25 protein-coding genes and 1 tRNA gene are annotated in these 22697 nt (G+C 70.5%); 17 read left to right on the top strand and 9 right to left on the bottom strand.

Annotated features, from left to right (window positions below; genetic code table 11):
• Window positions 1-570: a MazG family protein gene (locus tag O3S82_RS13315; RefSeq protein ID WP_269303442.1), complete on the top strand. Its 570-nt coding sequence runs from the start codon at window positions 1-3 to the stop codon at window positions 568-570.
• Window positions 571-653: 83 nt separating this feature from the next.
• Here the strand turns inward: O3S82_RS13315 and O3S82_RS13310 are convergent, their stop codons facing one another.
• On the bottom strand, window positions 654-1190 hold the full coding sequence (locus O3S82_RS13310) for a cysteine hydrolase family protein (RefSeq protein ID WP_269303440.1): 537 nt from the start codon (window positions 1188-1190) through the stop codon (window positions 654-656).
• Complete coding sequence (locus tag O3S82_RS13305) at window positions 1187-2689, bottom strand: purine-cytosine permease family protein (RefSeq protein ID WP_269303438.1); 1503 nt, start codon at window positions 2687-2689, stop codon at window positions 1187-1189. Before O3S82_RS13305 ends, O3S82_RS13310 begins: the two co-directional genes overlap by 4 nt.
• Before the next feature lie 191 nt (window positions 2690-2880).
• Between O3S82_RS13305 and eno the strand changes: the two genes are divergently transcribed.
• The 6 genes from eno (at window position 2881) to O3S82_RS13275 (ending at window position 7273) form a co-directional block, all read left to right on the top strand.
• Complete coding sequence (gene eno / locus O3S82_RS13300) at window positions 2881-4155, top strand: phosphopyruvate hydratase (protein WP_179423140.1); 1275 nt, start codon at window positions 2881-2883, stop codon at window positions 4153-4155.
• A gap of 3 nt (window positions 4156-4158) precedes the next feature.
• Window positions 4159-4707, top strand: coding sequence for an FtsB family cell division protein (locus O3S82_RS13295; RefSeq protein WP_179423142.1), 549 nt, complete (start codon window positions 4159-4161; stop codon window positions 4705-4707).
• Entirely contained in the window at window positions 4704-5213 is a 510-nt protein-coding gene (locus tag O3S82_RS13290) for a DUF501 domain-containing protein (protein ID WP_179423144.1), read from the top strand. The genes O3S82_RS13295 and O3S82_RS13290 overlap by 4 nt, the downstream gene beginning before the upstream one ends.
• A 136-nt stretch (window positions 5214-5349) precedes the next feature.
• Window positions 5350-6273, top strand: a complete 924-nt coding sequence (locus tag O3S82_RS13285; RefSeq protein WP_269303436.1) for a Ppx/GppA phosphatase family protein — start codon at window positions 5350-5352, stop codon at window positions 6271-6273.
• Complete coding sequence (locus O3S82_RS13280) at window positions 6273-7190, top strand: NAD(P)-dependent oxidoreductase (protein WP_269303434.1); 918 nt, start codon at window positions 6273-6275, stop codon at window positions 7188-7190. Before O3S82_RS13285 ends, O3S82_RS13280 begins: the two co-directional genes overlap by 1 nt.
• Window positions 7191-7200: 10 nt before the next feature.
• A tRNA-Leu gene (locus tag O3S82_RS13275) sits at window positions 7201-7273 on the top strand.
• Between the two features lie 5 nt (window positions 7274-7278).
• Here O3S82_RS13275 and O3S82_RS13270 read toward each other — a convergent pair.
• Both O3S82_RS13270 and trmB read right to left on the bottom strand, forming a co-directional pair.
• Complete coding sequence (locus O3S82_RS13270) at window positions 7279-7728, bottom strand: hypothetical protein (protein WP_179423150.1); 450 nt, start codon at window positions 7726-7728, stop codon at window positions 7279-7281.
• On the bottom strand, window positions 7725-8468 hold the full coding sequence (gene trmB / locus O3S82_RS13265; protein ID WP_179423152.1) for a tRNA (guanosine(46)-N7)-methyltransferase TrmB: 744 nt from the start codon (window positions 8466-8468) through the stop codon (window positions 7725-7727). The genes O3S82_RS13270 and trmB overlap by 4 nt, the downstream gene beginning before the upstream one ends.
• 35 nt (window positions 8469-8503) lie before the next feature.
• Here trmB and O3S82_RS13260 point away from each other — a divergent pair, with 35 nt between their 5' ends.
• The 4 genes from O3S82_RS13260 (at window position 8504) to O3S82_RS13245 (ending at window position 11498) form a co-directional block, all read left to right on the top strand.
• Window positions 8504-9016 (top strand): DinB family protein, encoded by a 513-nt coding sequence (locus tag O3S82_RS13260; protein ID WP_269303431.1) that lies wholly within the window; start codon window positions 8504-8506, stop codon window positions 9014-9016.
• Window positions 9017-9163: 147 nt separating this feature from the next.
• Window positions 9164-9490 carry a PadR family transcriptional regulator gene (locus tag O3S82_RS13255; RefSeq protein ID WP_179423156.1) on the top strand — a complete coding sequence of 109 codons (327 nt, stop codon included), beginning with the start codon at window positions 9164-9166 and terminating at the stop codon, window positions 9488-9490.
• Window positions 9487-10551 carry a hypothetical protein gene (locus tag O3S82_RS13250; protein ID WP_269303430.1) on the top strand — a complete coding sequence of 355 codons (1065 nt, stop codon included), beginning with the start codon at window positions 9487-9489 and terminating at the stop codon, window positions 10549-10551. Before O3S82_RS13255 ends, O3S82_RS13250 begins: the two co-directional genes overlap by 4 nt.
• Window positions 10552-10646: 95 nt before the next feature.
• Window positions 10647-11498 (top strand): Bax inhibitor-1/YccA family protein, encoded by an 852-nt coding sequence (locus O3S82_RS13245; protein WP_179423160.1) that lies wholly within the window; start codon window positions 10647-10649, stop codon window positions 11496-11498.
• Between the two features lie 207 nt (window positions 11499-11705).
• On the opposite strand, the gene O3S82_RS13240 is transcribed toward O3S82_RS13245, so the two are convergent.
• Window positions 11706-12614 carry an SGNH/GDSL hydrolase family protein gene (locus O3S82_RS13240; protein WP_179423162.1) on the bottom strand — a complete coding sequence of 303 codons (909 nt, stop codon included), beginning with the start codon at window positions 12612-12614 and terminating at the stop codon, window positions 11706-11708.
• Between the two features lie 56 nt (window positions 12615-12670).
• On the opposite strand from O3S82_RS13240, the gene O3S82_RS13235 reads away from it, so the two are divergent.
• The 4 genes from O3S82_RS13235 to O3S82_RS13220 are packed head-to-tail and all read left to right on the top strand — an operon-like array spanning window position 12671 to window position 16591.
• Complete coding sequence (locus tag O3S82_RS13235; RefSeq protein ID WP_179423164.1) at window positions 12671-13354, top strand: tyrosine-protein phosphatase; 684 nt, start codon at window positions 12671-12673, stop codon at window positions 13352-13354.
• Window positions 13351-14244 (top strand): pirin family protein, encoded by an 894-nt coding sequence (locus O3S82_RS13230; protein WP_269303428.1) that lies wholly within the window; start codon window positions 13351-13353, stop codon window positions 14242-14244. The genes O3S82_RS13235 and O3S82_RS13230 overlap by 4 nt, the downstream gene beginning before the upstream one ends.
• Before the next feature lie 38 nt (window positions 14245-14282).
• Entirely contained in the window at window positions 14283-15101 is an 819-nt protein-coding gene (locus O3S82_RS13225; protein WP_269303426.1) for an SDR family NAD(P)-dependent oxidoreductase, read from the top strand.
• Complete coding sequence (locus O3S82_RS13220; protein WP_269303424.1) at window positions 15098-16591, top strand: cytochrome P450; 1494 nt, start codon at window positions 15098-15100, stop codon at window positions 16589-16591. The genes O3S82_RS13225 and O3S82_RS13220 overlap by 4 nt, the downstream gene beginning before the upstream one ends.
• Window positions 16592-16598: 7 nt before the next feature.
• On the opposite strand, the gene O3S82_RS13215 is transcribed toward O3S82_RS13220, so the two are convergent.
• Window positions 16599-17021, bottom strand: coding sequence for a VOC family protein (locus O3S82_RS13215; RefSeq protein ID WP_269303422.1), 423 nt, complete (start codon window positions 17019-17021; stop codon window positions 16599-16601).
• Window positions 17022-17190: 169 nt separating this feature from the next.
• Between O3S82_RS13215 and O3S82_RS13210 the strand changes: the two genes are divergently transcribed.
• On the top strand, window positions 17191-18453 hold the full coding sequence (locus O3S82_RS13210) for a tail fiber protein (RefSeq protein ID WP_269303420.1): 1263 nt from the start codon (window positions 17191-17193) through the stop codon (window positions 18451-18453).
• A 10-nt stretch (window positions 18454-18463) separates the two neighbouring features.
• On the opposite strand, the gene O3S82_RS13205 is transcribed toward O3S82_RS13210, so the two are convergent.
• Together O3S82_RS13205 and O3S82_RS13200 are read right to left on the bottom strand one after the other, a co-directional pair.
• Window positions 18464-19015: a mismatch-specific DNA-glycosylase gene (locus O3S82_RS13205; protein ID WP_269303418.1), complete on the bottom strand. Its 552-nt coding sequence runs from the start codon at window positions 19013-19015 to the stop codon at window positions 18464-18466.
• 1 nt (window position 19016) lies between these two features.
• Window positions 19017-19355: an antibiotic biosynthesis monooxygenase gene (locus O3S82_RS13200; RefSeq protein WP_269303416.1), complete on the bottom strand. Its 339-nt coding sequence runs from the start codon at window positions 19353-19355 to the stop codon at window positions 19017-19019.
• Window positions 19356-19432: 77 nt separating this feature from the next.
• On the opposite strand from O3S82_RS13200, the gene O3S82_RS13195 reads away from it, so the two are divergent.
• Complete coding sequence (locus O3S82_RS13195; RefSeq protein ID WP_269303413.1) at window positions 19433-20911, top strand: recombinase family protein; 1479 nt, start codon at window positions 19433-19435, stop codon at window positions 20909-20911.
• A 547-nt stretch (window positions 20912-21458) separates the two neighbouring features.
• Here the strand turns inward: O3S82_RS13195 and O3S82_RS13190 are convergent.
• Window positions 21459-22364, bottom strand: a complete 906-nt coding sequence (locus O3S82_RS13190; protein WP_269303411.1) for a hypothetical protein — start codon at window positions 22362-22364, stop codon at window positions 21459-21461.
• Window positions 22365-22697: the final 333 nt, after the last annotated feature.

Below are 22697 nucleotides of genomic sequence, written 5' to 3'. Positions count from 1 at the left end.
GTGAGCGACGAGTTCGACCGCCTCGTGGAGGTCATGCGTCGGCTGCGGGCCGAGTGCCCGTGGACCCGTGAGCAGACCCACGCCTCGCTGCGCCACTACGTCATCGAGGAGGCGTACGAGACGGCCGAGGCGATCGATCTGGCCGACTCGGGCCACCTGCGCGAGGAGCTGGGCGACCTGCTGATGCAGGTGGTCATCCATGCCGCGATCGCCGAGTCCGACGACGAGGGCTGGAGCACCGACGACGTCGTGCGCGAGATCGCCGACAAGCTCGTGCACCGCAATCCGCACGTGTTCGGCGACGTCACGGTGTCGTCGGCGGCCGAGGTGGACGCCAACTGGCAGCGCCTCAAGGCCGAGCGCAAGCAGCGCACGCACGCCACCGAGGGCATCCCGAAGGACCTGCCGGCCCTCATGGCCGCCGACAAGGTCCTGGGCCGCGTCGACCGCCCGGTCGAGGGCGACGACCTGGGCGCCCGCCTCCTGAGGCTCGTGGCAGAGGCCAGGGACCAAGGCCTCGACCCCGAGGCCGAGCTCAAGCGCGCCACCCGCCGCCACGCCGACGGCTGACCCAGGATCCGCCTCCGGCGGACGAGATGTGTAGCGCTGTCCACCCTTTTTCGGCCGATCCGACCGCAAAAAGGTGGCTGCCGCTACAGATCTCGGGCGCCTCGGGCGACGGTGATCTGCGGGGCGTAGAGCGCCATGAGGTCGAGGGCCTTGGCGTGGTTCTCCGGCGTGGAGCCGGCGCAGGCCTCGGCCACGACCTTCACGGTCGCGCCGGCGTCGGCCGCCGCCAGGGCCGTGGAGATCACGCAGCAGTCGGTGGCCACGCCGGTGAGCACGAGCTCGGGCGCCGGGCCCGTGACCGCCTCCAGCGCCGGCCACTTGCCGAACGTGGTCGCGTCGACCGTGCCGTCGGAGGCGAGGTCGGTCACCTCGGGCACGAGGTCGAACAGCGCGTCGTCCGCCGGCCGGTCGGCGAACGGCCATGCCGCGAAGTACGCGTTCCAGCCGCCCACGCGTTCCTCGCCCGGCGCGGGCACCCACCGCGTGACGATCGTGCGGTGCCGGGCGGCCAGCTCGCGCACGGGCTCCACGATCGCGCCGAACATCGGCGACCCCCACGGCGAGTCCGGCGCCGCGAAGACCCGCTGGGGGTCGATCACGACGAGCCAGGGCTCGCTCACGCGCGGCCCTCCTGACGGGCGACCCGCGACCGCTGGAACACCAGCGTGACGAGGAACCCGATCGCGAAGGCCAGCAGGACGCCGAGGTTGGCGTAGGCCCAGTTGCCGGTCCAGTAGCCGCCGTCCGCGACCCACTCGCCGAGTCCGAGCGGCTCGATCAGGTAGCCCTGCCAGTTGTTCCAGCTGGCGTCCTGGGCGAAGCTGTTGACCACCAGGCCCCAGCCGACGACCGAGGCGACGGCCATCGTGATCACGGGCACCCAGTTCACGGCGCCGTAGCGGCCCGAGGAGTCGAACAGCGCCTCCTCGTCGTAGTCCCGCTTCCGCAGCGCGATGTCGGCGATCATGATGCCCGCCCACGCCGCGATCGGGACGCCGAGCGTGATGAGGAAGCTCTGGAAGGGCGCCAGGAAGCTCTCGGCGAAGAAGACCACGTAGATCGTGCCGAGCGTGAGGATGACCCCGTCGACGAACGCTGCGGCCGGTCGCGGGATCCGCACGCCGAGGCTCAACAGCGTGAGGCCCGACGAGTAGATGCCGAGCACCGCGCCGCTGACCAGCGCGAGCACCGAGGCCACGAGGAACGGCACGAGGTACCACGTGGGCAGCACGGTGGCCAGGGTGCCGATCGGGTCGTTCACGATGCCGGCGCTGAGCTCCTCGGAGGAGCCGGCCAGCAGGATGCCGTAGAGGACGAGCACCACCGGGGCGAGCGCTCCGGCGAACGTGTTCCACAGGACGATCTGGGCGCCGCTGGTCTCGCGGCGCTGGTAGCGCGACCAGTCGGCGGCGATGTTGATCCAGCCGAACCCGAAGCCGGTCATCACCATGACGAACGCTCCGACGACCGCCTGGCCCGAGCCGTTCGGCATCGAGGTCACGGCGTCCATGTCGATCTCGTCGACGGTGAGCACGATGTAGCCGATCGTGGCGATGCCCGTCAGCCACGTGAGAACCGACTGCATGGCCATGATGATGTGGTAGCCGGCGACGGAGGCGGCGACGATGAGCGCGGCCACCACGATCATCGCGATGACCTTGACGGCGTCGCCGCTGCTCCAGCCGAGCTCGCGGAAGACCGTGGCGGTGGCGAGCGTGGCCATGATCGCCAGGAACGTCTCCCAGCCGATGGAGATGAGCCAGCTGAAGACGCCGGGCACCTTCTGGCCGACCACGCCGAACGGCGCGCGCGAGAGGATCATCGTCGGCGCGGAGCCGCGCTTGCCCGCGATGGCCACGAGGCCGCACGCGGCGAACGACACCACGATGCCGAGGACGGCCACGATCGTCGCCTGCCACAGCGACAGGCCGAAGCCCAGCACGTAGCTGCCGTAGGAGATGCCGAAGACCGACACGTTCGCGGCGAACCAGGGCCAGAACAGGTCGGAGGGCCGCGCGACGCGCTCGCTCTCGTCGATGATCTCGATGCCCGTGGTCTCGATGCCCGCGCGGCGGACCTGGTCCAGCCCGCTGCCGGGGCCCTCGCTGTGAATCGTCATGACAGACCTCCCTCGTACCTGCGCTCACTGTCCCACGCGCGGGACGCAGGATGAGGCATGGCGCCCCGCTGCGGGACCCGAATGCCTCATCGTGCGTCCGCCCGCCGCGGGGCCTCCTCGATCCGGGTCGTCACGGCGCTAGGCTGACTCTGCTGGACCCCCACACCCCGAACCCACTCGAGGAGCCTGCCGTGGCCATCATCGACGACGTCGCCGCCCGCGAAATCCTGGACTCCCGGGGCAACCCGACCGTCGAGGTCGAGGTCGTCCTGGACGACGGCACGCTGGGCCGTGCCGCGGTGCCCTCCGGCGCCTCCACCGGCCAGTTCGAGGCCGTCGAGCTCCGCGACGGTGGCGACCGCTACCTCGGCAAGGGCGTGCTGAAGGCCGTCGAGGCCGTCAACACCACGCTGTGCGAGGCCCTCGTGGGCTTCGACGCCGACGACCAGCGCGCGATCGACGAGGCCATGCTCGACCTCGACGGCACCCCCAACAAGGGCAACTTCGGCGCCAACGCGATCCTCGGCGTCTCCCTGGCCGTCGCGCACGCCGCCGCCGAGTCGGCCGGTCTGCCGCTGTTCCGCTACGTGGGCGGCCCCAACGCCCACGTGCTGCCCGTGCCGATGATGAACATCCTCAACGGCGGCGCCCACGCCGACTCCAACGTCGACGTGCAGGAGTTCATGATCGCGCCGATCGGCGCCGAGTCCTTCGCCGAGTCGCTGCGCTGGGGCGCCGAGGTCTACCACGCGCTGAAGGGCGTGCTGCACGACCGCGGCCTGTCCACGGGCCTGGGCGACGAGGGCGGCTTCGCGCCGAACCTCGAGAGCAACCGCGCCGCGCTCGACCTCATAGCGATCGCCGTCGAGAAGGCCGGCCTCACGCTCGGCTCCGACATCGCGCTGGCGATGGACGTCGCCGCGAGCGAGTTCCACGGCGAGGGCGGCTACACCTTCGAGGGCGTCGCGAAGTCGTCCGACGAGATGATCACCTACTACAGCGAGCTCGTCTCCTCGTACCCGATCGTCTCGATCGAGGATCCGCTGGACGAGGAGGACTGGGCCGGCTGGACCGCCATCACCGCGGCCCTGGGCGACAAGACCCAGCTCGTCGGCGACGACCTGTTCGTCACCAACGTCGAGCGCCTGAGCCGCGGCATCGCCGAGAAGGCCGGCAACGCCATGCTCGTCAAGGTCAACCAGATCGGCTCGCTGTCCGAGACGCTCGACGCCGTCGACCTGGCCCACCGCGCCGGCTTCCACAACATGATGAGCCACCGCTCGGGCGAGACCGAGGACGTCACGATCGCCGACCTCGCCGTCGCCACGAACTGCGGCCAGATCAAGACCGGCGCCCCGGCCCGCTCCGACCGCGTCGCGAAGTACAACCAGCTGCTGCGCATCGAGGAGCTGCTCGGCCCCGCCGCCAGCTACGCGGGCGCCGGCGCCTTCCCGCGGTTCGCCTGAGCCATGGCCGGACGCGGATCGTCCCCGTCGTCGCGTCGACCCACGGGTCGGCGCGACGGACGGTCGACCCCGCGCACCACGGCCCGGCCGCAGGCCGCGCCCGTCGCGTCGTCCGGTGGCTCCGGCACCCGGTTCACCACCCGGGCCCTGATCCTGCTGGGCGTCGCGGTCATGCTGATCGCCTCCTACACCACGTCGGTGCACGCCTGGTGGCAGCAGCGGTCCGAGATCGCCGCGCTCGAGGCACAGAACCGCCAGACGCAGCAGGACATCGCGCAGCTGGAGGACCAGGAGCGCCGCTGGAGCGATCCGGCCTACATCCGTCAGCAGGCCCGCGAGCGCTTCGGCTGGGTCATGCCCGGTGAGATCGGCTACCGCGTGATCGGCGTCGACGGCGAGCTCAAGGGCCAGTCGTCCACCCTCGAGGAGCCCGAGGTCGCCCCGCGCCGGCCGTGGGTCGAGCGGCTGTGGGGCTCGGTCGAGGCCGCCGGCACCCCCGACCGGGCCGCGGAGCCCACCGACGCCGACCCCGAGCTGGAGACCGACGAATGATCGACCCCGCGGACATCGCCGCGATCACCGAGCAGCTGGGCCGCCCGCCCCGCGGCATGATCGAGGTCTCCTCGCGCTGCCCCTCGGGTCACCCGAACGGCGTGAAGACCGAGCCGCGGCTGCCCGATGGCACCCCGTTCCCCACGCTCTACTACCTGACCTGCCCGCGGCTCACCGGCGCGATCGGCACGCTCGAGGCGTCGGGCCTGATGGCCGAGATGACCCAGCGACTGGGGGAGGACGACGAGCTCGCGGCGGCCTACCGCGCCGCGCACGAGTCCTACCTCGCCGAGCGCGAGGCCATCGGTCACGTCGACGAGATCGACGGCATCAGCGCCGGCGGCATGCCCGACCGCGTCAAGTGCCTCCACGTGCTGGTGGGCCACTCGCTGGCCAAGGGCCCGGGCGTCAACCCTCTCGGCGACGAGGCCGTCGCCCTCCTCGGCGACTACTGGGGCCACTCCGCCTGCGCCCCCGCCGCCGACCAGGCCCCGCCCTCCGCCTGACCCGCGCGTCCCGCGCGCCGGATGTGTAGCGGTATCCACCCTTTTCACTCCGATCCGAGGGGATTTCGGTGGAGGTTGCTACACATCTCGGGCACGCCCGTGCCGCGGTGAGAGGCGACCCCGATAGCCTGACGGCATGGCTCGAAGCACGGTGGCGGCGATCGACTGCGGGACCAACTCCATCCGACTGCTGATCGCCGAGATCGAGGGCGACGCCAAGACCGACCTGCTGCGCGAGATGCGCGTGGTCCGTCTGGGACAGGGTGTGGACGAGACCGGCACCCTCGCCCCCGAGGCCGTCGAGCGCACGCTCGAGGCCTGCCGCGAGTACGGCGGGGTCATCGACGCGATGGGCGTCGACGTGGTCTCGTTCGCCGCGACCTCGGCGATGCGCGACGCCGACAACGCCGCGGACTTCTCCGACCGGGTCGAGGAGATCCTCGGCGTCCGGCCGCGCGTGCTGACCGGCGAGGAGGAGGCGCGCGCCTCCTTCGAGGGCGCCACCGGCGACGTCGCCGAGGCGCTCACTGCCGTCATCGACCTCGGCGGCGGCTCCACCGAGGTCGTCCAGGGCCGCGGCGCCCCGACCTTCTCGCACTCGTTCGACCTCGGCTCCGTGCGGATGACCGAGCGCTTCCTGCTCACCGACCCGCCGTCCGTGGCCGAGGTGACCGCCTGCATGACACACCTGGACGCCGTCCTCGCGCCGGTCTTGTCACAGCTCGAGCCGTCCGACGAGATCGTCGGCGTCGCGGGCACCATCACCACGATCGCCGCGCACTCGCTCGCGCTGCCCTCCTACGACAGCGAGGTGATCCACCAGGCGCGCATCCACGTCGATGACGTCCGCGCCGCCTGCGGCTCCCTCATGCAGATGCCCGTGGCCGACCGCCGCGCGCTGCCGTTCATGCACCCGGGCCGCGCCGACGTGATCGCGGGCGGTGCGCTCATCCTCGACCGGGTGCTCGAGCACCTGCCGCGCACCACCGAGGAGCTCGTCGTGAGCGAGCAGGACATCCTCGACGGCATCGCCTGGGCCGCCGCGAGGGAGGTCGCCTGATGCGCATCTCGGTGCCCGACTCCTCCTGGCAGGGCGTCCTCGACGACCTCCCCGTCGAGGTCGTCGAGTGGGACGGCAAGGCCCCGCAGCCCGAGGGCCAACTCGACCTCGCGGTCTGGCCGTACACGCTCGACCCCTCCGACATGGCCGCCGTCGACGCGTCCCGCATCGGCCTGATCCAGGGCCAGTCGCTGGGCTACGACGGCGTCGGCGACGTGCTGTCGGCCGGTGGCCGCTATGCCAACGCCATCGACGTGCACGAGGACTCCACGGCCGAGCTGGCGATGGCGCTGCTGCTCGCCGCCGTGCGCAAGCTCGACGTCTTCGCCGCCCAGCAGGCGGAGGGCCGGTGGCGCAAGAGCTGGACCACCAGCCTGCTCGACCGGCGCGTGCTGCTGCTCGGCGTCGGCGGCATCGGCCGGCGGATGGCCGCCCGGCTCGACGGCTTCGGCTGCGAGATCGTCCGGGTCGGCACCCGCGCCCGCGACGACGAGCACGGCCACGTGCACGGCACCGACGAGCTCGCCGACCTGCTGCCCACGGTGGACGCTGTCGTCGTGGCGGTCCCGCTGACGCCCGACACCGAGCGGATCGTCGACGCGGAGTTCCTCGCCGCCCTGCCCGACGGCGCGATCGTCGTCAACGTGGCCCGTGGCCGCACGGCGGACACCGACGCCGTCCTCGCCGAGGCCGGCCGGATCCGCTACGCCTCCGACGTCTTCGACCCCGAGCCGCTCCCGGCTGACCACCCGCTGTGGTCGGCGCCGGGCGTCATCATCACGCCGCACGTCGGCGGCATGACCTCGGCGATGGCGCCGCGCATCCAGGCCGTCGTGCGCGGTCAGGTGAAGCGGCTGCTCGCAGGGGAGGAGCCGGCGGACGTCGTCGTGGACCACCGCGAGTCCTCGGACTCGTAGGCTGGGCCAGGCTCCCGTAGCCCAACGGCAGAGGCAGACGGCTTAAACCCGTTTCAGTGCGGGTTCGAATCCCGCCGGGAGCACGCGATCAGGACTGCTTGAGCTCGATGGCCGACCAGGTCTCGTCGAGCTCGAGCGGCGCGGCGGTGTCCCAGCCGTACTCGTCGACGCCCGCGCGCAGGATCGACAGGGGCAGTGCGTCGGAGGGGTAGAGCACCCAGACGCGGCCGATCGAGCCCAGGCGCGGCAGCACGTCGTCGAGCCGCATGTGGAACTCCTGGCTGTTCGACACGGCGATCACCGCGGTGTCGATGCCGGAGGGTCGCACGGGGTCGGTGGGCTCGGGCTGGTTCTCGGCGCCGGTCCACGTGTCGTCGAACCAGCTCTCGGACTGCTCGGGCTCCTCGTCGGCGTACGTCTCCACACCCTCGGGCAGGGGGTCGAGCACGGCCGTCTCCTCGACGGTGTCGCCCACGATCCACAGCAGCGATCCGGGCTCGATCCCGAGCAGCTCGGCCGTGGTCCGCTCGTTGCTCATGGGGTCATCCTAAGCGCCGAGACGTCGCGGATCGTGCGTCCCTTGGCGATGCCCTTCGCCTCGAACTTCGTGATCGGCCGGCCCTCGAACCGCTCGGCCCAGTCGCCCGAGGTCGTGAAGCCCTCGGCGCGCCCGACCACCTCGAGCATCTGGTCGGCGTAGTCCTGCCAGTCGGTGGCCAGCCGCCACACGCCGCCCGGCTTGAGGACGCGGTGGACGAGGGGGACGACCTCGTCCGTGACGAGGCGGCGCTTGTGGTGACGCTTCTTGTGCCAGGGGTCCGGGAACCAGACGCGCACCTCGTCGACGCTCTCGGCCGGCAGCATCCGGGTGAGCGCGGGCACGGCGTCGACGACCGCGAGCCGCACGTTCTCGACCCCCTCGTGGCGCAGCTGGACGAGGGTCTGGGCGACGCCGGGCACGTAGACCTCGAGGCCGAGGAAGTCGGTGTCGGGGTCGAGCCTCGCGGCGTGCACGAGGGACTCGCCGCGGCCGCTGCCGATCTCGAGCACCAGGGGAGCGTCGCGGCCGAAGAGCTCGGCCGGGTCGATCGTGAACCCGTCGGCCACCGAGGTGCTGGTGCGCCCGCGCGGCACGTCGACGACGAAGCGGTGGGCGACGTCGTCCCACGCGTCCTGCTGGCGCTCGGTGAGCCGGCCGCCGCGCCGGGTGAACGACACGACCTCGCGTCGGAACGGGTCTTCGTCGTGATCCGTGCGATCTTCGGCGGTTTCGGGCATGGTCCGAACCTATCGAGCCTGCCATCGTGAGCGGCATGGCGATCATCCCCGACACCAAGGACTGGACCTGGGTCCTGCAGCAGACCTGTGAGGAGTGCGGCTTCGACGCGGACGCGGCAGAGCCCACGCGGGCGGGGGAGGAGGTCCGCGCGATGGTGCCGCGGTGGGGTGAGGCGCTGGCCCGGCCCGACGCCGCGCAGCGCCCGGACGACGCGACGTGGTCGGTGCTGGAGTACGCGTGCCACGTGCGCGACGTGCTGCACCTGTTCGCCGACCGCCTCGCGCTGATCCGCGAGCAGGACGGGCCGGAGTTCGCGAACTGGGACCAGGACGCCACGGCGGCCGAGTCCCGCTACGCCGACCAGGATCCCGCCGTCGTCACCGCCGAGCTCACTCCGGCCGCCGACGCGTTCGCGGCCGAGATCGACGCCGTGCGCGACTGGTCGCGCCCCGGCCTCCGCTCCAACGGCTCGGCCTTCACCGCCGACACGCTCACGCGCTACGCCCTGCACGACCTCGTGCACCACCTGCACGACGTCCGGGCCTGACGGTTTCCCCGGTTAAGCGGGGAAACTGTCACTTCACGAGGTTCGCGAACCCCGTGAAGTGACAGGAAACCTCGTTCAGTGGTGCGACACGACGTGCCGGTGTCACGTTTCGCACACTAATGCGGATTGCGTGGTACTGTCCGACGCATGGATGCAACCCAACTGCTCAAGGGAGTGCTCGACGTGGCCGTCCTGGCCGTCGTCGAGGGCGAGGACGGCTACGGCTACGACGTCGTCCGTCGCCTGCGGGCCGCCGGGCTCGAGGAGGTGGGCGACGCGTCGGTGTACGGCACGCTGCGCCGCCTCTACTCGGCCGGCGCGCTCACGTCGTACGTGGTCCCCAGCGAGGAGGGGCCCCACCGCAAGTACTACGGCATCACCGAGCAGGGTCGGACCATGCTCGCCGCGCAACGCAAGACCTGGGCCGAGTTCGCCCGCACCATGGACCGCATGCTCGAAGGGACCGCCGCATGAACGCCACCACCCTCCCCGCCGAGATCGTCGCGTTCGCGGCTGCCGTGCGCGCCGCGCTGGCCGACCTCCCCGCCGACGAGGTCGAGGAGCTCACCGACGGCCTCGAGGCCGACCTCGCCGAGGCGTACGCCGAGGACCTGGCGCGCGAGCTGCCCGACCCCACCGCCTACGCCCACGAGCTGCGCGGCGCCGCCGGACTGCCGACGCCCCAGGCTCCCAAGGGCCGACTCCACGCGATCGGGACCTCCTTCGCCGAGGCGGGACGCGACGTCGAGCGCAGTCTGCGCCGCAGCCCGGCGGTCTCCTCGACGCTGGACTTCCTCGTGACGCTGCGTCCCGCGTGGTGGATCGTGCGCGGCTGGGTCGCCTACCAGGTGTTCTGCCTGACGATCCTCGGGATGTGGAAGACCGACGTCCTCCCCGGTGACTTCGCGAAGTGGCTGCTCCTGATCCTCCTGGTGGCCGGCAGCGTCTTCCTGGGCCTGAGGTCCTGGCCGCGTCCCGTGGCCGTCCTGATCGTCCTGGGCAACGCGTTCGCCGCGTTCGCGCTGATCCCGGTGCTGGCGAACGACGCCACGGGCGCCGAGCTGGAGATGGCCTACGAGAACCCGCCGGAGTACGAGTACGGGAGCGGGTACGAGGGTGGCGACGGCACCGGCGTCTGGCTGAACGGCAGCGAGGTCACGAACATCTTCGCCTACAACGCCCGCGGCGAGAGGCTCAACGGCGTCCAGCTGTTCGACCAGGACGGCAAGCCCCTCACGACTTCGGTCCCCGGCGGCAACGGCTGCCTGGAGAAGGACGAGTTCGACGAGTGCGCCAAGCCCGGCGCCTGGATGCCCGTGCAGCTCGAGACGGGCGCCTCGGCGTGGAACGTCTTCCCGATGAAGATGGCCGAGTCCTCCTTCGACGATCCGACCCGTCCGGTCACGGGAGCGGTCGCGCAGGACCGTCCCGCGCCATTCCTCAAGGTCCCGGCGCTGCTCGTCGCGAGCCCGACGGCCGACGCGAAGAACTCCGCGGCCGCCACCGAGGAGAAGGACGGGAAGAAGAAGCCCTGAGCGGGAAGCCTGACGGTGGTGGGGGCGTTGTATAGGGTGAGTACACCGACCCCGCCACCACCGGCGCGCGGGGCCACATTCTCCCGGAGGAGATCATGAGGAGCAGCAACCCCGTCTTTGCGAACAACGCGGAGTTCAACGGCCGCAACACGACTCAGTACGCAGACCCGTCGCAGTGGAAGATCGACCTGTCCGGCTCGGGTGACGGAACGCAGACCCCCGGCCTGCAGGCTCCCACGTCCCCCGGACGCATGACCTTGGACACCGTGGTCGAGAAGACCGCCATCACGCTCGGCCTCGTGGTGCTCGGCGCCGCGGTCGCTTGGTTCATGATCGGCGACATCGACTCCGACGCGGCGCTGGCCACCGCGTGGACGTTCTCCATGGGCGGCGCGCTGATCGGCTTCGTCCTGGCGATGGTCAACTCCTTCAAGAAGGTCATCAGCCCCCCGCTGGTCATGGCGTACGCGCTCGTCGAGGGCGTCTTCGTCGGCGCCTTCTCCAAGATCATCTCCACCTGGGTGGGCGACGCCGGCATCGTGTTCCAGGCCGTCCTGGCCACGTTCGTCGCCGCGGCCGCCACCCTGGCCGCCTACAAGTTCTTCAACATCCAGGTCACCGCGAAGTTCCGCCGGGTCGTCATGATCTCGCTGTTCGCGTTCATGGGAGTCATGGTCCTTAACCTGGTGCTGAGCCTGTTCGGCGTGTTCCCCAACGGCGGCCTGCGCAGCATGGACAACCCGATGCTGGCGATCCTCGTCGGCGGCGTCGCGATCGTGCTCGGCGTCCTGTGCCTGATCATGGACTTCGACTTCGTCGAGCGCGGCGTCGAGGCCGGCCTCCCGGAGCGCGAGTCCTGGCGCGCGGCGTTCGGCCTGACCGTCACGCTGGTCTGGCTGTACCTCGAGATCCTGCGCCTCCTCGCGATCCTGCGCGGAGACAGCTGATCCACGGGGTCACCCGAGACCCCAGCACGAAGGCCCGCCACCACGAGGTGGCGGGCCTTCGTCGTGTCCGGGACCCTGCGGGGAGCGGTGAGCTGTCAACCCTTACCTCTGGCGACCGGTGCGCGATCAACCGCATCGGGGCCTCGTGCGGTTGACGACCCACCGCCCAGGAACGGGAAGGGTTGAGGACTCACCGCCACAGGCAGGTCAGCGGCGGCGCAGGACGGCGGCCCAGCGGCGGCCGCGGAGAGCCGGCGCGACCTCAGTGCCGCCGTGCTCGGAGGCCCACTCGGCGGCCTCGCCGAGCGGCATCTGCTCCACGGCGCCGACCTCGGGCTGCTCGTCGCGCGAGCGCCACTGCGCCACGGCGGCCGCCACGAGGAACCCGCACACCGTGGCGTAGCCGTCGGCGCTGGGGTGGAAGCGGTCATCGCCGAAGAGGGCGTCGCCCTTGACCAGCAGCAGCGGCTCGAGCACGTCGGCCAGCGAGATCACGCGCGCGCCGGCCTCGACGGCGGCCACGGTCTGGCGGCGGGCCAGGTGGCGGCTCCAGTAGCGGCAGACGGTGCGCAGGGGGACGGGCAGCGGCTTGATCGTGCCGAAGTCGGGCACCGAGCCGACGACGACCTCGCTGCCGAGGCCGCGCAGGCGCGCGACGGCGGCCGCGAGGCGGCGGGCCGAGCGCTTCGCGGGCACCTGGTGGGTGATGTCGTTGGCGCCGATCAGGATGATCGCCAGCTGCGGGTCGTCGAGGTCGGACGCGGTGATCTGGTGCTGCAGGTCGCGCGAGCGCGCGCCCACGGTGGACTCGTTGCGGATCTGCACGGGTTGGCCCAGCAGGTGCGACAGGCCGGTGCCGATGAGGGCCGACGGCGTGTGCTCGAGGTCCTTCACCCCGTAGCCCACCATCGTCGAGTCGCCGAGCAGCAGGCAGCGGACCGGCTCGCCCGGCAGGTCCTCGCCGTAGACGCCGTTGCCCGAGGGCGGACGGTCGGTGGTGGTGCCGATCCGCTTGCGCGCCAGGAGGGCCTGTCCCACGAGGATCGCGTAGGTGCCGAGGCTGAATCCAGCCGTCCTCGCGGCGGCCTTGGCAGTGGTCCTCGCGGGGCTGGGCACGCGTCCAGTGTAGGAAGTCGGACCAGACGGTCGGATGCGGTTCCTAGGATGGAGGGGTGAACGAGACCGTCCCGAACCTGCGCGACCTCGGCGGCACCTCCGTCGAGGGCGGCGTCATCCGTCCCGGCCGCCTGCTGCGCAGCGCCCTGCCCCTGGGTGACGACGTCGCGCCCGACGACATCACGTGGCCGCCCACGGTCGTCATCGACCTGCGCTCCTCGATGGAGACCGAGACCCAGCACCCGCTCGCCGGGCCGGGGGTCACGGTGCTCAACTTCCCGCTGCTCAGCGCGCTGCGGCCGGGCGTCGCGCCGCCGGAGTCGCTGGCCGAGCTCTACCAGCTCATGCTGCAGACCACGTCGGAGCACCTCGTCGAGGTGATCGACGCGGTCGCGCAGGCCGAGGACGCCACCACCCTCGTCCACTGCGCCGCGGGCAAGGACCGCACCGGCGTCTCGATCGCGATGGTGCTCGCGCTGCTCGGCGCGAAGCGCGACGACATCGTCGAGGACTACCTCGTCACGGCGCAGCACGAGGAGCAGATCCAGGCCCGCTTCAACCGTCTCTTCGGCGAGCGTCGCGCCATGCTGCCGGCCGGCTACATCGCCACGCCGGTCGAGGCGATCAGCGGCGTGCTCGACACGTGGGACCAGCACCCCGGCGGCGCCGTCGGCTGGTTCCAGCGCGCCGGCGGCACGCCCCAGACCATCGACCGGCTCCGCACTACGCTGGTGCGATGAGTCCGGATCGGACGATCGAGCCGCGCGAGGTCCCGCTGGGCGGGCTGCGCGGACTCAAAGTCCATCGCACGCTGCCCAGCAAGGAGATCCCGCTCATCGGAGCGTGGTGCTTCGTCGACCACTTCGGTCCCACCGAGCACCGCATGGAGGTGCTGCCGCACCCGCACATCGGGCTGCAGACCGTCACGTGGCCGATCGAGGGACGGATCCGGCACCGCGACAGCCTCGGCAGCAACGTCGTGCTGGAGCCGGGCGAGCTCAACCTCATGACCTCGGGCGACGGGGTGTCGCACTCGGAGTTCACCGAGGGCCCGCCCGGCGAGATGCACGGCGTGCAGCTGTGGGTGGCCCTGCCCGACGCCACGCGGCGCGGCCCCGCCGCCTTCGAGCACCACCCCGACCTGCCGCGCGTCGAGGGCGAGGGCTGGGCCGGCGTCGTGCTGGTCGGCAGCTTCGCCGGCGAGACCTCGAAGGCCACCGTGCACACGCCGCTGGTGGGCGTCGAGCTGCGGCTCCAGCCCGGCCGGCACGAGTTCGACCTCGATCCCGACTTCGAGCACGGCGTTCTTGCCGTCGACGGCGACGTCACGGTCGGCGGACGGGCCGTCCCGCACCGGTCGCTGGAGTACCTGGCGCCCGGCCGCGCTCGTTTCGCGCTCGAGGTCGAACGCCCCACGATCGTCATGCTGCTCGGCGGCGAGCCGTTCGGCGAGGAGATCGTCATGTGGTGGAACTTCATCGGCCGCTCGCACGAGGAGATCGTCGAGGCGCGCGAGGCCTGGGAGGCACTCGCGCCTCGGTACGGCCATGTCGAGGGTCATGGGGGAGCGGTCATCCCGGCCCCGCCGATGCCTCACGTGAGACTTCGTCCGCGCGTTCGTCGCGCCTGAGGCCCACTTTCGGATACTGTCGGTATCTGGAGGTGGGTATGACGTACTTCACGGGCAAGGTCGCGGTCGTCACCGGCGCGGGATCGGGCATCGGACGGGCCCTCGCGGTGGCCCTCGCACAGCGGGGAGCTCGCGTGGCCATCAGCGACGTGGACGGCACGGGACTGGCCGAGACGCGAGGGATGCTCGAGGCCGCGGGCGCCGACGTCCGCGCCGATCATCTCGACGTCTCGGAGCGTGAGCGGGTGCTGGCCTACGCCGACGAGGTCGCCGCGCACTTCGGCGTGATCCATCAGGTCTACAACAACGCGGGCATCGCGTTCACCGGCGACATCGAGGCGATGGACTTCAAGCACCTCGAGCGCGTCATGGACGTGGACTACTGGGGTGTCGTGAACGGCTCGAAGGCGTTCCTGCCGCACCTCATCGCGTCCGGCGACGGTCACGTCGTCAACATCTCGAGCGTCTTCGGCATCATCTCGGTGCCCACGCAGGGCGCGTACAACGCCGCCAAGTTCGCCGTCCGCGGCTTCACCGAGGCGCTGCGGATGGAGATGGTGGCGCGCGGCCGACCGGTGAAGGTCACGTGCGTGCACCCCGGTGGCATCCGCACCAACGTCGCCCGCAACGCCGGCCAGGTGGACGGGCTCGACCACGACGACCTGGCCTCGTCGTTCGACCGGGTCGCGCGCACCTCGCCCGAGCGCGCCGCCGAGGTGATCCTGCGCGGTGTCGAGAAGGGCAAGGCGCGAGTGCTCATCGGCGCGGACGCCCGCGTGATCGACCTCGTGTCGCGCGTGACGGGTCCGCACTACCAGCGGCTCGTCGCTCGCTTCGCGGGGAAGGCGGGACTGTGAGCGTCTTCACCGTCAAGAACGCGTGGGGCGGCCAGCGCCTGCCGCATCCTCCCGGCCGCCGACCGGTCGCCTACGACGCGCTGACGATGCGCACGGGCACGCCCCTGGCCAACGTCATGCGCGTCGGCAAGGACCTCGGTCCGCTGTTCGAGGTGCGCGTGTTCAGCCAGAAGTTCGTCTTCGTCACCGGTGCCGAGCTGGCCGCCGAGATGTGCGACGAGACCCGCTTCCACAAGAACCTGCCGCCGGCCCTGGTGGCGCTGCGCGAGTTCGTCGGCGACGCCCTGTTCACCGCGTTCGACCACGAGCCCAACTGGGACACGGCGCACGGCGTGCTGATGCCCGCGTTCTCCAAGGCCGCGATGCGCGGCTACCACGACACGATGCTCGAGACGGCGGCCGAGATGCTCGCGGTCTGGGACGGGATCGACGGGCCCATCGACGTCACGGCCGACATGACCAAGCTGACGATGGAGACGATCAGCCGCTGCGCGTTCAGCCGCGACTTCGGGTCGTTCACGTCGCGCGAGCGGCACCCGTTCGTCGACGCCATGATCGCCGCGCTGATGACCGGCATGCAGAAGTCGTCGCTCGACTCGATCCCCGGCGGCAAGCGCATCGCCAAGCGAATCGACGAGGCGAACGCGGAGCACCGCGCCTACGTGGACGACCTCGTCGACGAGATGGTGCGCGACCGCCGCGCGACGGGGGAGCGACGCGACGACCTGCTCGACCGGATGCTCTACGAGGCGCACCCCGAGACCGGCGTGCGGCTGGACGACCAGAACATCCGCGAGCAGATCCTGACGTTCCTCGTGGCGGGCCACGAGACCACCTCGGGGGCGCTGAGCTTCGTCCTCTACTACCTCTCGCGCCACCCCGAGCTGCTGGCGAAGGCGCAGGCCGAGACCGACGCGCTGCTCGGCGACGACCCCGATGCCGAGCCGACGTTCGAGCAGGTGCCGCGGTTCCGCTACCTGCGCCGCTGCCTCGACGAGGGCCTGCGGCTGTGGCCCACGGCGCCCGCATTCGCGCGCTCGCCGCGCGAGACCACCACGATCGCGGCCGGCACCGACCACGAGGCCGTGATGACGCCCGACGACTGGGCGATCATCGTGCTGCCGATGATGCACCGCGACCCGGTGGCCTGGGGGCCGACGGCCGACGAGTTCGATCCCGACCGCTTCCTGCCCGAGAACTCCAAGGGCCGGATGAAGAACGTCTACAAGCCGTTCGGCACGGGCGACCGGGCCTGCATCGGGCGCCAGTTCGCGCTGCACGAGGCGATCCTCGTCCTCGCGCGGCTGCTGCACCGCTACGACATCGCGGCCGACCCCGACTACGAGCTGCGAATCGACGAGCGCCTCACTATCGTGCCGAAGGGCTTCGAGGTGACGCTGACCCGTCGGACACCGTCGCGCGGGCCCGAGCTGCTGGCCGGTGACGACGGTCCGGCCGAGGTGCCCACGGGCTGCCCCGTGGCGCACTGACGCCGGCTCACCTCAGGGTGGTGCGGCCGTCGGCGTGCACGGTCCAGAACGGGTTGTGCGCGATCTCCCACGGGTGACCGTCGGGGTCGGCGACGTAGCCGGAGTAGCCGCCCCACTCGGTGGGCTCGGCCGGCTTGAGCACCGTGGCGCCGGCCGCGCGCGCCTGCTCGATCACGGTGTCGACCTCGTCGCGTGAGCCGACGTTCTGGGCCAGCGTGATCCCGCTGAACGTGGCTCCGGTGTCCTCGACGCGGGCGTCCTCCGCCAGCCCGGCGCGCGTCCACAGCGCCAGGATCATCCCGGGCAGCTGGTAGAACGCGATGCCGTCCTCGTCGTTGTCCTTCGAGAACCCGAGGCCGTCCTCGTAGAAGGCGCGCGACCGTTCGAGGTGGGCGACGCCGAGAGTGATGAGACTGATGCGTTGGTCCATGCCGGTCACGCTAGACGCCGTCGCGGACATCGGGGGCGGCCGACGACCGACCATGTCACACCGTCATCTTCGTCAACTCCACACGCATCCGACACATCGTCGGTAACATCCGTTCGGGCCCCGAACCGATCGGGCGTGCCGTGCCCGGTCGAGCGAGTGGAGGGCGAGGATGCTGAGCTCCTTGCGGATGGTGTTGGCCTGCGGAGCGGCGTCGGCGGTGGTCGGGGCGGGCTCCGCGCTCGCCGTGACGACGGCGACGAGCCATGACGCGGTGCCGGTGAGCTCGCCGATGTACGGCTGCATGGACGTGTCCGCCGGCTCGCTGTACCTCTCCGACTCCGGGACCTGCGCCGACGACCTCGTGCCGGTCACGTGGCAGGGCGAGCCGCAGGCCGCCGACGGCGGGGTCGGCGCCGATGGCGAGGACGGCTCGAACGGTGAGGACGGGCAGGACGGTCTCGACGGCGCCGATGGATCGGCTGGCGCGAAGGGCGCGTCCGGAGCGAACGGCGAGGACGGCGTCGACGGTGAGGACGGCGTCGACGGTGCCGCTGGGTCGAACGGCGCCAAGGGCGAGAAGGGCGAGAAGGGCGAGAAGGGCGACAAGGGCGACGACGGCGCCGCGGGTGCGACCGGCGCCAAGGGCGAGAAGGGTGACGACGGCGCCGCGGGTGCCAAGGGCGAGAAGGGCGATGACGGCGAAACCGGCGCGACCGGCGCGACCGGCGCGACCGGCGCCACCGGCGCCAAGGGGGATCGAGGCGACGACGGCCTCGTCCCGTGGAGCGCGGTGTCGTCCTGGAGCGCCTCGACGACCTACAGCGCCGGTCCTCCAGCGTCGGTGGTGACCCGCGGCGGCAGCACGTACGTGGCCGCGCGCTCCTCGATCGCCGCGGACCCCGCGACCTCCCCGGCGGACTGGATCCTCGTCGCGGCCGCAGGCGCGAAGGGCGACAAGGGCGACCGGGGCGACAAGGGCGAGACGGGCGAGCAGGGCGAGATGGGGGCCACGGGCGCGGCCGGCGCCGACGGTGAGGCCGGCGCCACGGGCGCGGCCGGCGCCGAGGGTCCGGCGGGCCCCGCCGGACCGACGGGTCCGGCGGGCCCGCAAGGTCCTCAGGGCATCCAGGGCCCGGCTGGGAACTCGCTGCTGTCCGGCGAGTTCAACCAGTGGCAGGGCTCCGCCCGCGCGTTCCGCGACGACTACGACTGCACGGTCGGCACGGTCGTGCTGGGCGTGGGCTGGCGGGGCGTGCCCGCCGATGGCCGGATCCTGCCGATCTCGCAGTACCAGGCGCTGTTCTCGCTCCTCGGCACCTACTTCGGCGGGAACGGGTCCACGACGTTCGCGGTCCCGGACCTGCGAGCTGTCACCCCGAACGGGCTGCGCTACAGCATCTGCAACAACGGGATCTACCCGTCGTCCGAGTGAGGACGGAAGCTCAGCCGCCGAGGAGTCCGGCCGCCTGCGCCACCTCGCGGTAGGCGCGGGCCAGGGACTCGACGGTCTCGTGGGCGTTGAGGCCGCTCGGGTTCGGCACCACCCAGACCTCGGCCCCCGCGAGGTCGTCGGGCTGGCGCCCCGGCTTCGCGGTGCGGTGCCCGAACGCGGTGCGGTAGGACGTGATGCCCGCGACCGCGACCACCCGCGGCGCGCGCTCGCGCACGAGCGAGACCAGCCGCTCGCGGCCCTCGACGAGCTCGGACGGGTCCAGCTCGTCGGCGCGGGCGGAGGCCCGCGCGACGAGGTTGGTGATGCCCACGCCGCGCCAGCGCAGCTGGACGGCCGCCTCGGCGGGGTCGTCGGAGTCCACGAGACCGGCCCGCACGAGCGCCGGGTAGAAGCGGTTCCCGCGCCGCGCGAAGTGCAGCCCCGTGGCGGCGCTGACGAGTCCGGGATTGATGCCGACGAACAGCAGGCGCGGCTCGTCGGGCATCAGGTCCGGGATCGTGCTGCCGGCGAACGACTCCAGCTCGGCGCGGCTCCAGCCCACGTCAGCCCGCGAACCGGCCGAGGAGGCCGGCGTCCAGCTCGGCCTCGGTGACCTCGTGGTGGTCGACGTGGGCGTCCTTCTCGACGAGCAGGTCGTCGTCACCGGGGTAGAACACGGCGACCCCGGGCTCGGCGCCGGCGAAGCTCCGCACGTCGTCCATCGACTCCCACAGCGAGAGCGTGACGACCTCGACCAGGTCGCCGACGGGACGGCGCAGCACGAGGACGCCGAGGTTCCCGGGGGTGGCGCGGTAGGCGCGCACCCCCGTGGCGCTCTGGTGCGCCAGGTAGGCCTCGACGTCCTCGGGGCGCACCGCGCCCCGCCAGCGACGGATGATCACCGGTTCAGGCGTACGAGACGCCGGTGGCGTGCAGCGGGCAGTACGCCAGAATTGTGCGTCTGTGCGAGAATGTGCTCATGGCAGGGAAAATACGGGCAGCGATCTATGCACGCATCTCAGACGACAAGGCAGGCGAGGGTCTTGGCGTCGAGCGCCAGATCGAGGACTGCCGTCGATTCATCGAGAGCAAGGGGTGGGAACTCGCCGAGACCTACGTCGACAACTCGATCAGCGCCAGCAAGGGGAAGCGGCGGCCGGAGTACGAGGCGATGCTCGATGCCGCGCGGCTCGGACGCATTGACGCCATCGTCTCCTACAACGAGGACCGGCTCTCGCGCCGGCTGCGCGACTTCCTCGATCTCGCCGACCTCGCTAGCGAGTGTGCGATTGCGATCGCGACCATCCACGGGCAGCTCGACCTGACGACGGCGGACGGCAGGATGTACCTCAACGTCAAGGCCGCCTTCGCCCAGGCCGAGGCCGAGCGCATCGCTGAGCGCGTCAGCCGGCAGAAGAAGCAGGCGGCTGCGGTCGGTCGCCCAGTAGCAGCCAAACACCGCACCTACGGCTACGCCCGCGACTGGGAGGTTATCGACCACGAAGCGGAGGTCGTGCGCGAGATCTTCAGCCGGCGTGCAAATGGAGAGAGCGCATCGAGCATCTGCCGCGACCTCAACTCCCGCGGGGAGTCCGGCACCGGCGGCTCGAAGTTCGACCCGACCTCGATCCGCCGTATCCTCACCAACCGGAAGTACCTCGGAGTCGCGGTCCTCAAGGGCGAGGTGGTCGGAGAGGGCCAGTGGCAGCCCATTGTCGACCTGCCCGCCTTCGAGGCTGCTGCTGCAGCGCTGAAGTCCCGAGTCAGCCATTCACGCGCAGGGAAGCGGCCGTCGCTGCTCAAAGGCCTCCTGCGCTGTGGCGCGTGCCGAGCCCCGATGCACGGGCACTGGCGCACCAATGGCGTTCACTTCTACACCTGCTCGGCGGCTACCGCAGGCGAGCACAACTTCGAAGTCAGGTCAGACTGGATCGATGAGACGGTCGCAGCCTTCGCGCTGGAACAACACGCGTTGAGGCTCGATGAGCCCTCGGAGCTGGCTGTCAGCGTCGAACTGGAGCTAGCCGCGATCGAGAGCGAGATCGCGGCCCTGCTCGACCGGCTTCGGCGTCGAGAGATCGATGATGAAACATGCATGATGATGCTCGACGTCAAGCGGGGGCAAAAGCGCGAGCTGGCCGCGAGGCGCCAGCAGAGCATGGTCGCTTCCCGGACAGACTTCCTCGCGCAGAAGAGGTGGTCCGAGCTCGGGATGGGGGAGCGCAGGGCGCTTGTGGAGTCATACGTGAAGAGCGTGACGATCGACCCCGGTGCGCCCATGGCAGCCAGCGAGCGGCGGGTGTGGCGGAAGGACCGAGGACTGCACCACCGCGACCCCCGGCGTCTGCGGCTCATCGACGCTGACGGCAACGAGTTCATTCCGAGTCCGAGCGTGAGCCTCGATCCCGTGCGGCCTGTTTCACACCAGCAACTGGTTGGGATGCTGGTCAAGGCCTGAGGCTGCTCCGCGGTGCGATTGCGGTCAAGCCATCTCTGAGTGCCCATTTTTGCAAACGACGAAGCCCGACGGTACCTCGATGGTCTCCTGATCCGTTTCAATCTGGTTCATGAACGGAGTCATCGGCTCGTTGCATTCGCCACAGATTCGGGGCGTCTTGTTGTCAGTCATTTGGCGTCCTCAACGGCTCCTCGGAAGGTCGCGGATCTCAGATAGGAGTTCTGTCTGAGCAGCTCTGATCTCTCCTTGATCCGCCTTCCGAGCACCGTATGTGTGAGTGCATCACTTTGTCTGCCAAACGACGGCTCGGGTCCTGCCAAAACTGGTGACTCGTCCTTGTGTCCAGAGTCATTTGCGAGAGGCTTTGAGCTTGGTCAGGTGAGTGAGGCCGATCGTTAGTGCCGCTATCGACGGACCCATGACTAGAGGATTGACGCCGTGATCGAGGACCAGTACGTACGACACGACGAGACAGACTAAGCCGCATAGGGCGAGGAGGACGCTCGCGAGATCGACGGTGCGTATAGGTCGGCGTCGATTGTGCTGACTATGAGTCGTCACCTGCCGCCCTCCGATGGCTCTTCACTTCAAGGATCGTCCAAGTTTTGGTGGTCCGGCCGTTCTTCTTCACCACATCTTCGCGGATGCGCAGGACAAAAATATCCGTCTTGTGAAGCGCGAGGCCCCGGTCCACTCTGGCCAGGAAAGCCTCATCTTCAACGGTAGCGGTCCTGGTCCCTTCGGGAGTCCTGACCCGCCATTTCTCGCCCGAGTAGAAGTCAACAGCCGCAGGCTGGGCCTCTGTCTCGAATACCCGTCTGCGCTTCCTGACGTCGTCCTCCGGCCTGACGGCGTCGTAGTCCGACCTCGTCAGCGTGTAGGCCTGCGGCGCATCCTCCGCGTCCTCCTCGGGCTCTGAATCTTCCCCTGCAACCTTCAGAGCCTCGACTCGCGGATCACTGAGGGGCGCCATGATCTTGCGAAGTTGTTTCTTGCGGCGCCGCTTGCGCTTATTCAGCTCATCCCAGGCCTCGCGCGGAACTTCCTGGACCGTGTCGTCTTGCCAAACGACCTTTACGTTCCCGTTCTCGAGGTGGGAGAAGTCCTTCACTTCAGCGCGCATCGAGCGTGTCGCCCACCAGAGGACGGCACCCAGGGTTGGGACTCCGACTGAACCCTCGACCCCCACGGAGGAGGCGAACTCCTGAACTGCTCGCACGACTTCAATCTCAAATGAACCCTCGCGCGCGGGTCGAACCAACACCTCCGCGAACAAGTCATCGCCGAATGCACCTGCTTTCGCGAAGTCGCTACTGAGTTCGACCACGCCCTGGAGGACCTCAGCCACATGGGCGGCGCGAAGTTCGTGCAGGTCGGACCCGTCCGCTTCGCGCCCAACAAACCTCAAGGTGAGCGAGTCAACTTCAGCGTCGTCTTGGTGCCCGGGGCTCATGGCAGACCAAATTAGCGGCCCGCGGGACCTCTCCGGAGACGAATTGATGATCCTGACAGGTTCCGTGCCGTGTCAGCTCAACTCTCAGACGCGCGGGGCTAGAGCATCGGTTCAACGCTTAGCTCCCCAGGGCCGCAGCGCCGCGAGGTGTCCCCACCTCCGCATCTGGGCGCGGTGGCTTTCGCAGAGACCGGCGTAGGGACTCGTGCTGTCGGCGCCTGAGCGGGCTGTCCGGCGGCACTCGGGGCCACGGCAGGTCGGCAGCGCATCGCCGGGGCTGCGCCTGCCCGGCAAGGGCGCGAGAGGCCGTCCAGCGCGCCGTTGGGCGCCGTG

The organism is Aeromicrobium sp. HA (assembly GCF_027171405.1).
Classification (GTDB): Bacteria; Actinomycetota; Actinomycetes; order Propionibacteriales; family Nocardioidaceae; genus Aeromicrobium; species Aeromicrobium tamlense.
The sequence above is the reverse complement of the archived record's forward strand: the minus strand, read 5'-3'. Positions and strand labels throughout refer to the sequence as shown.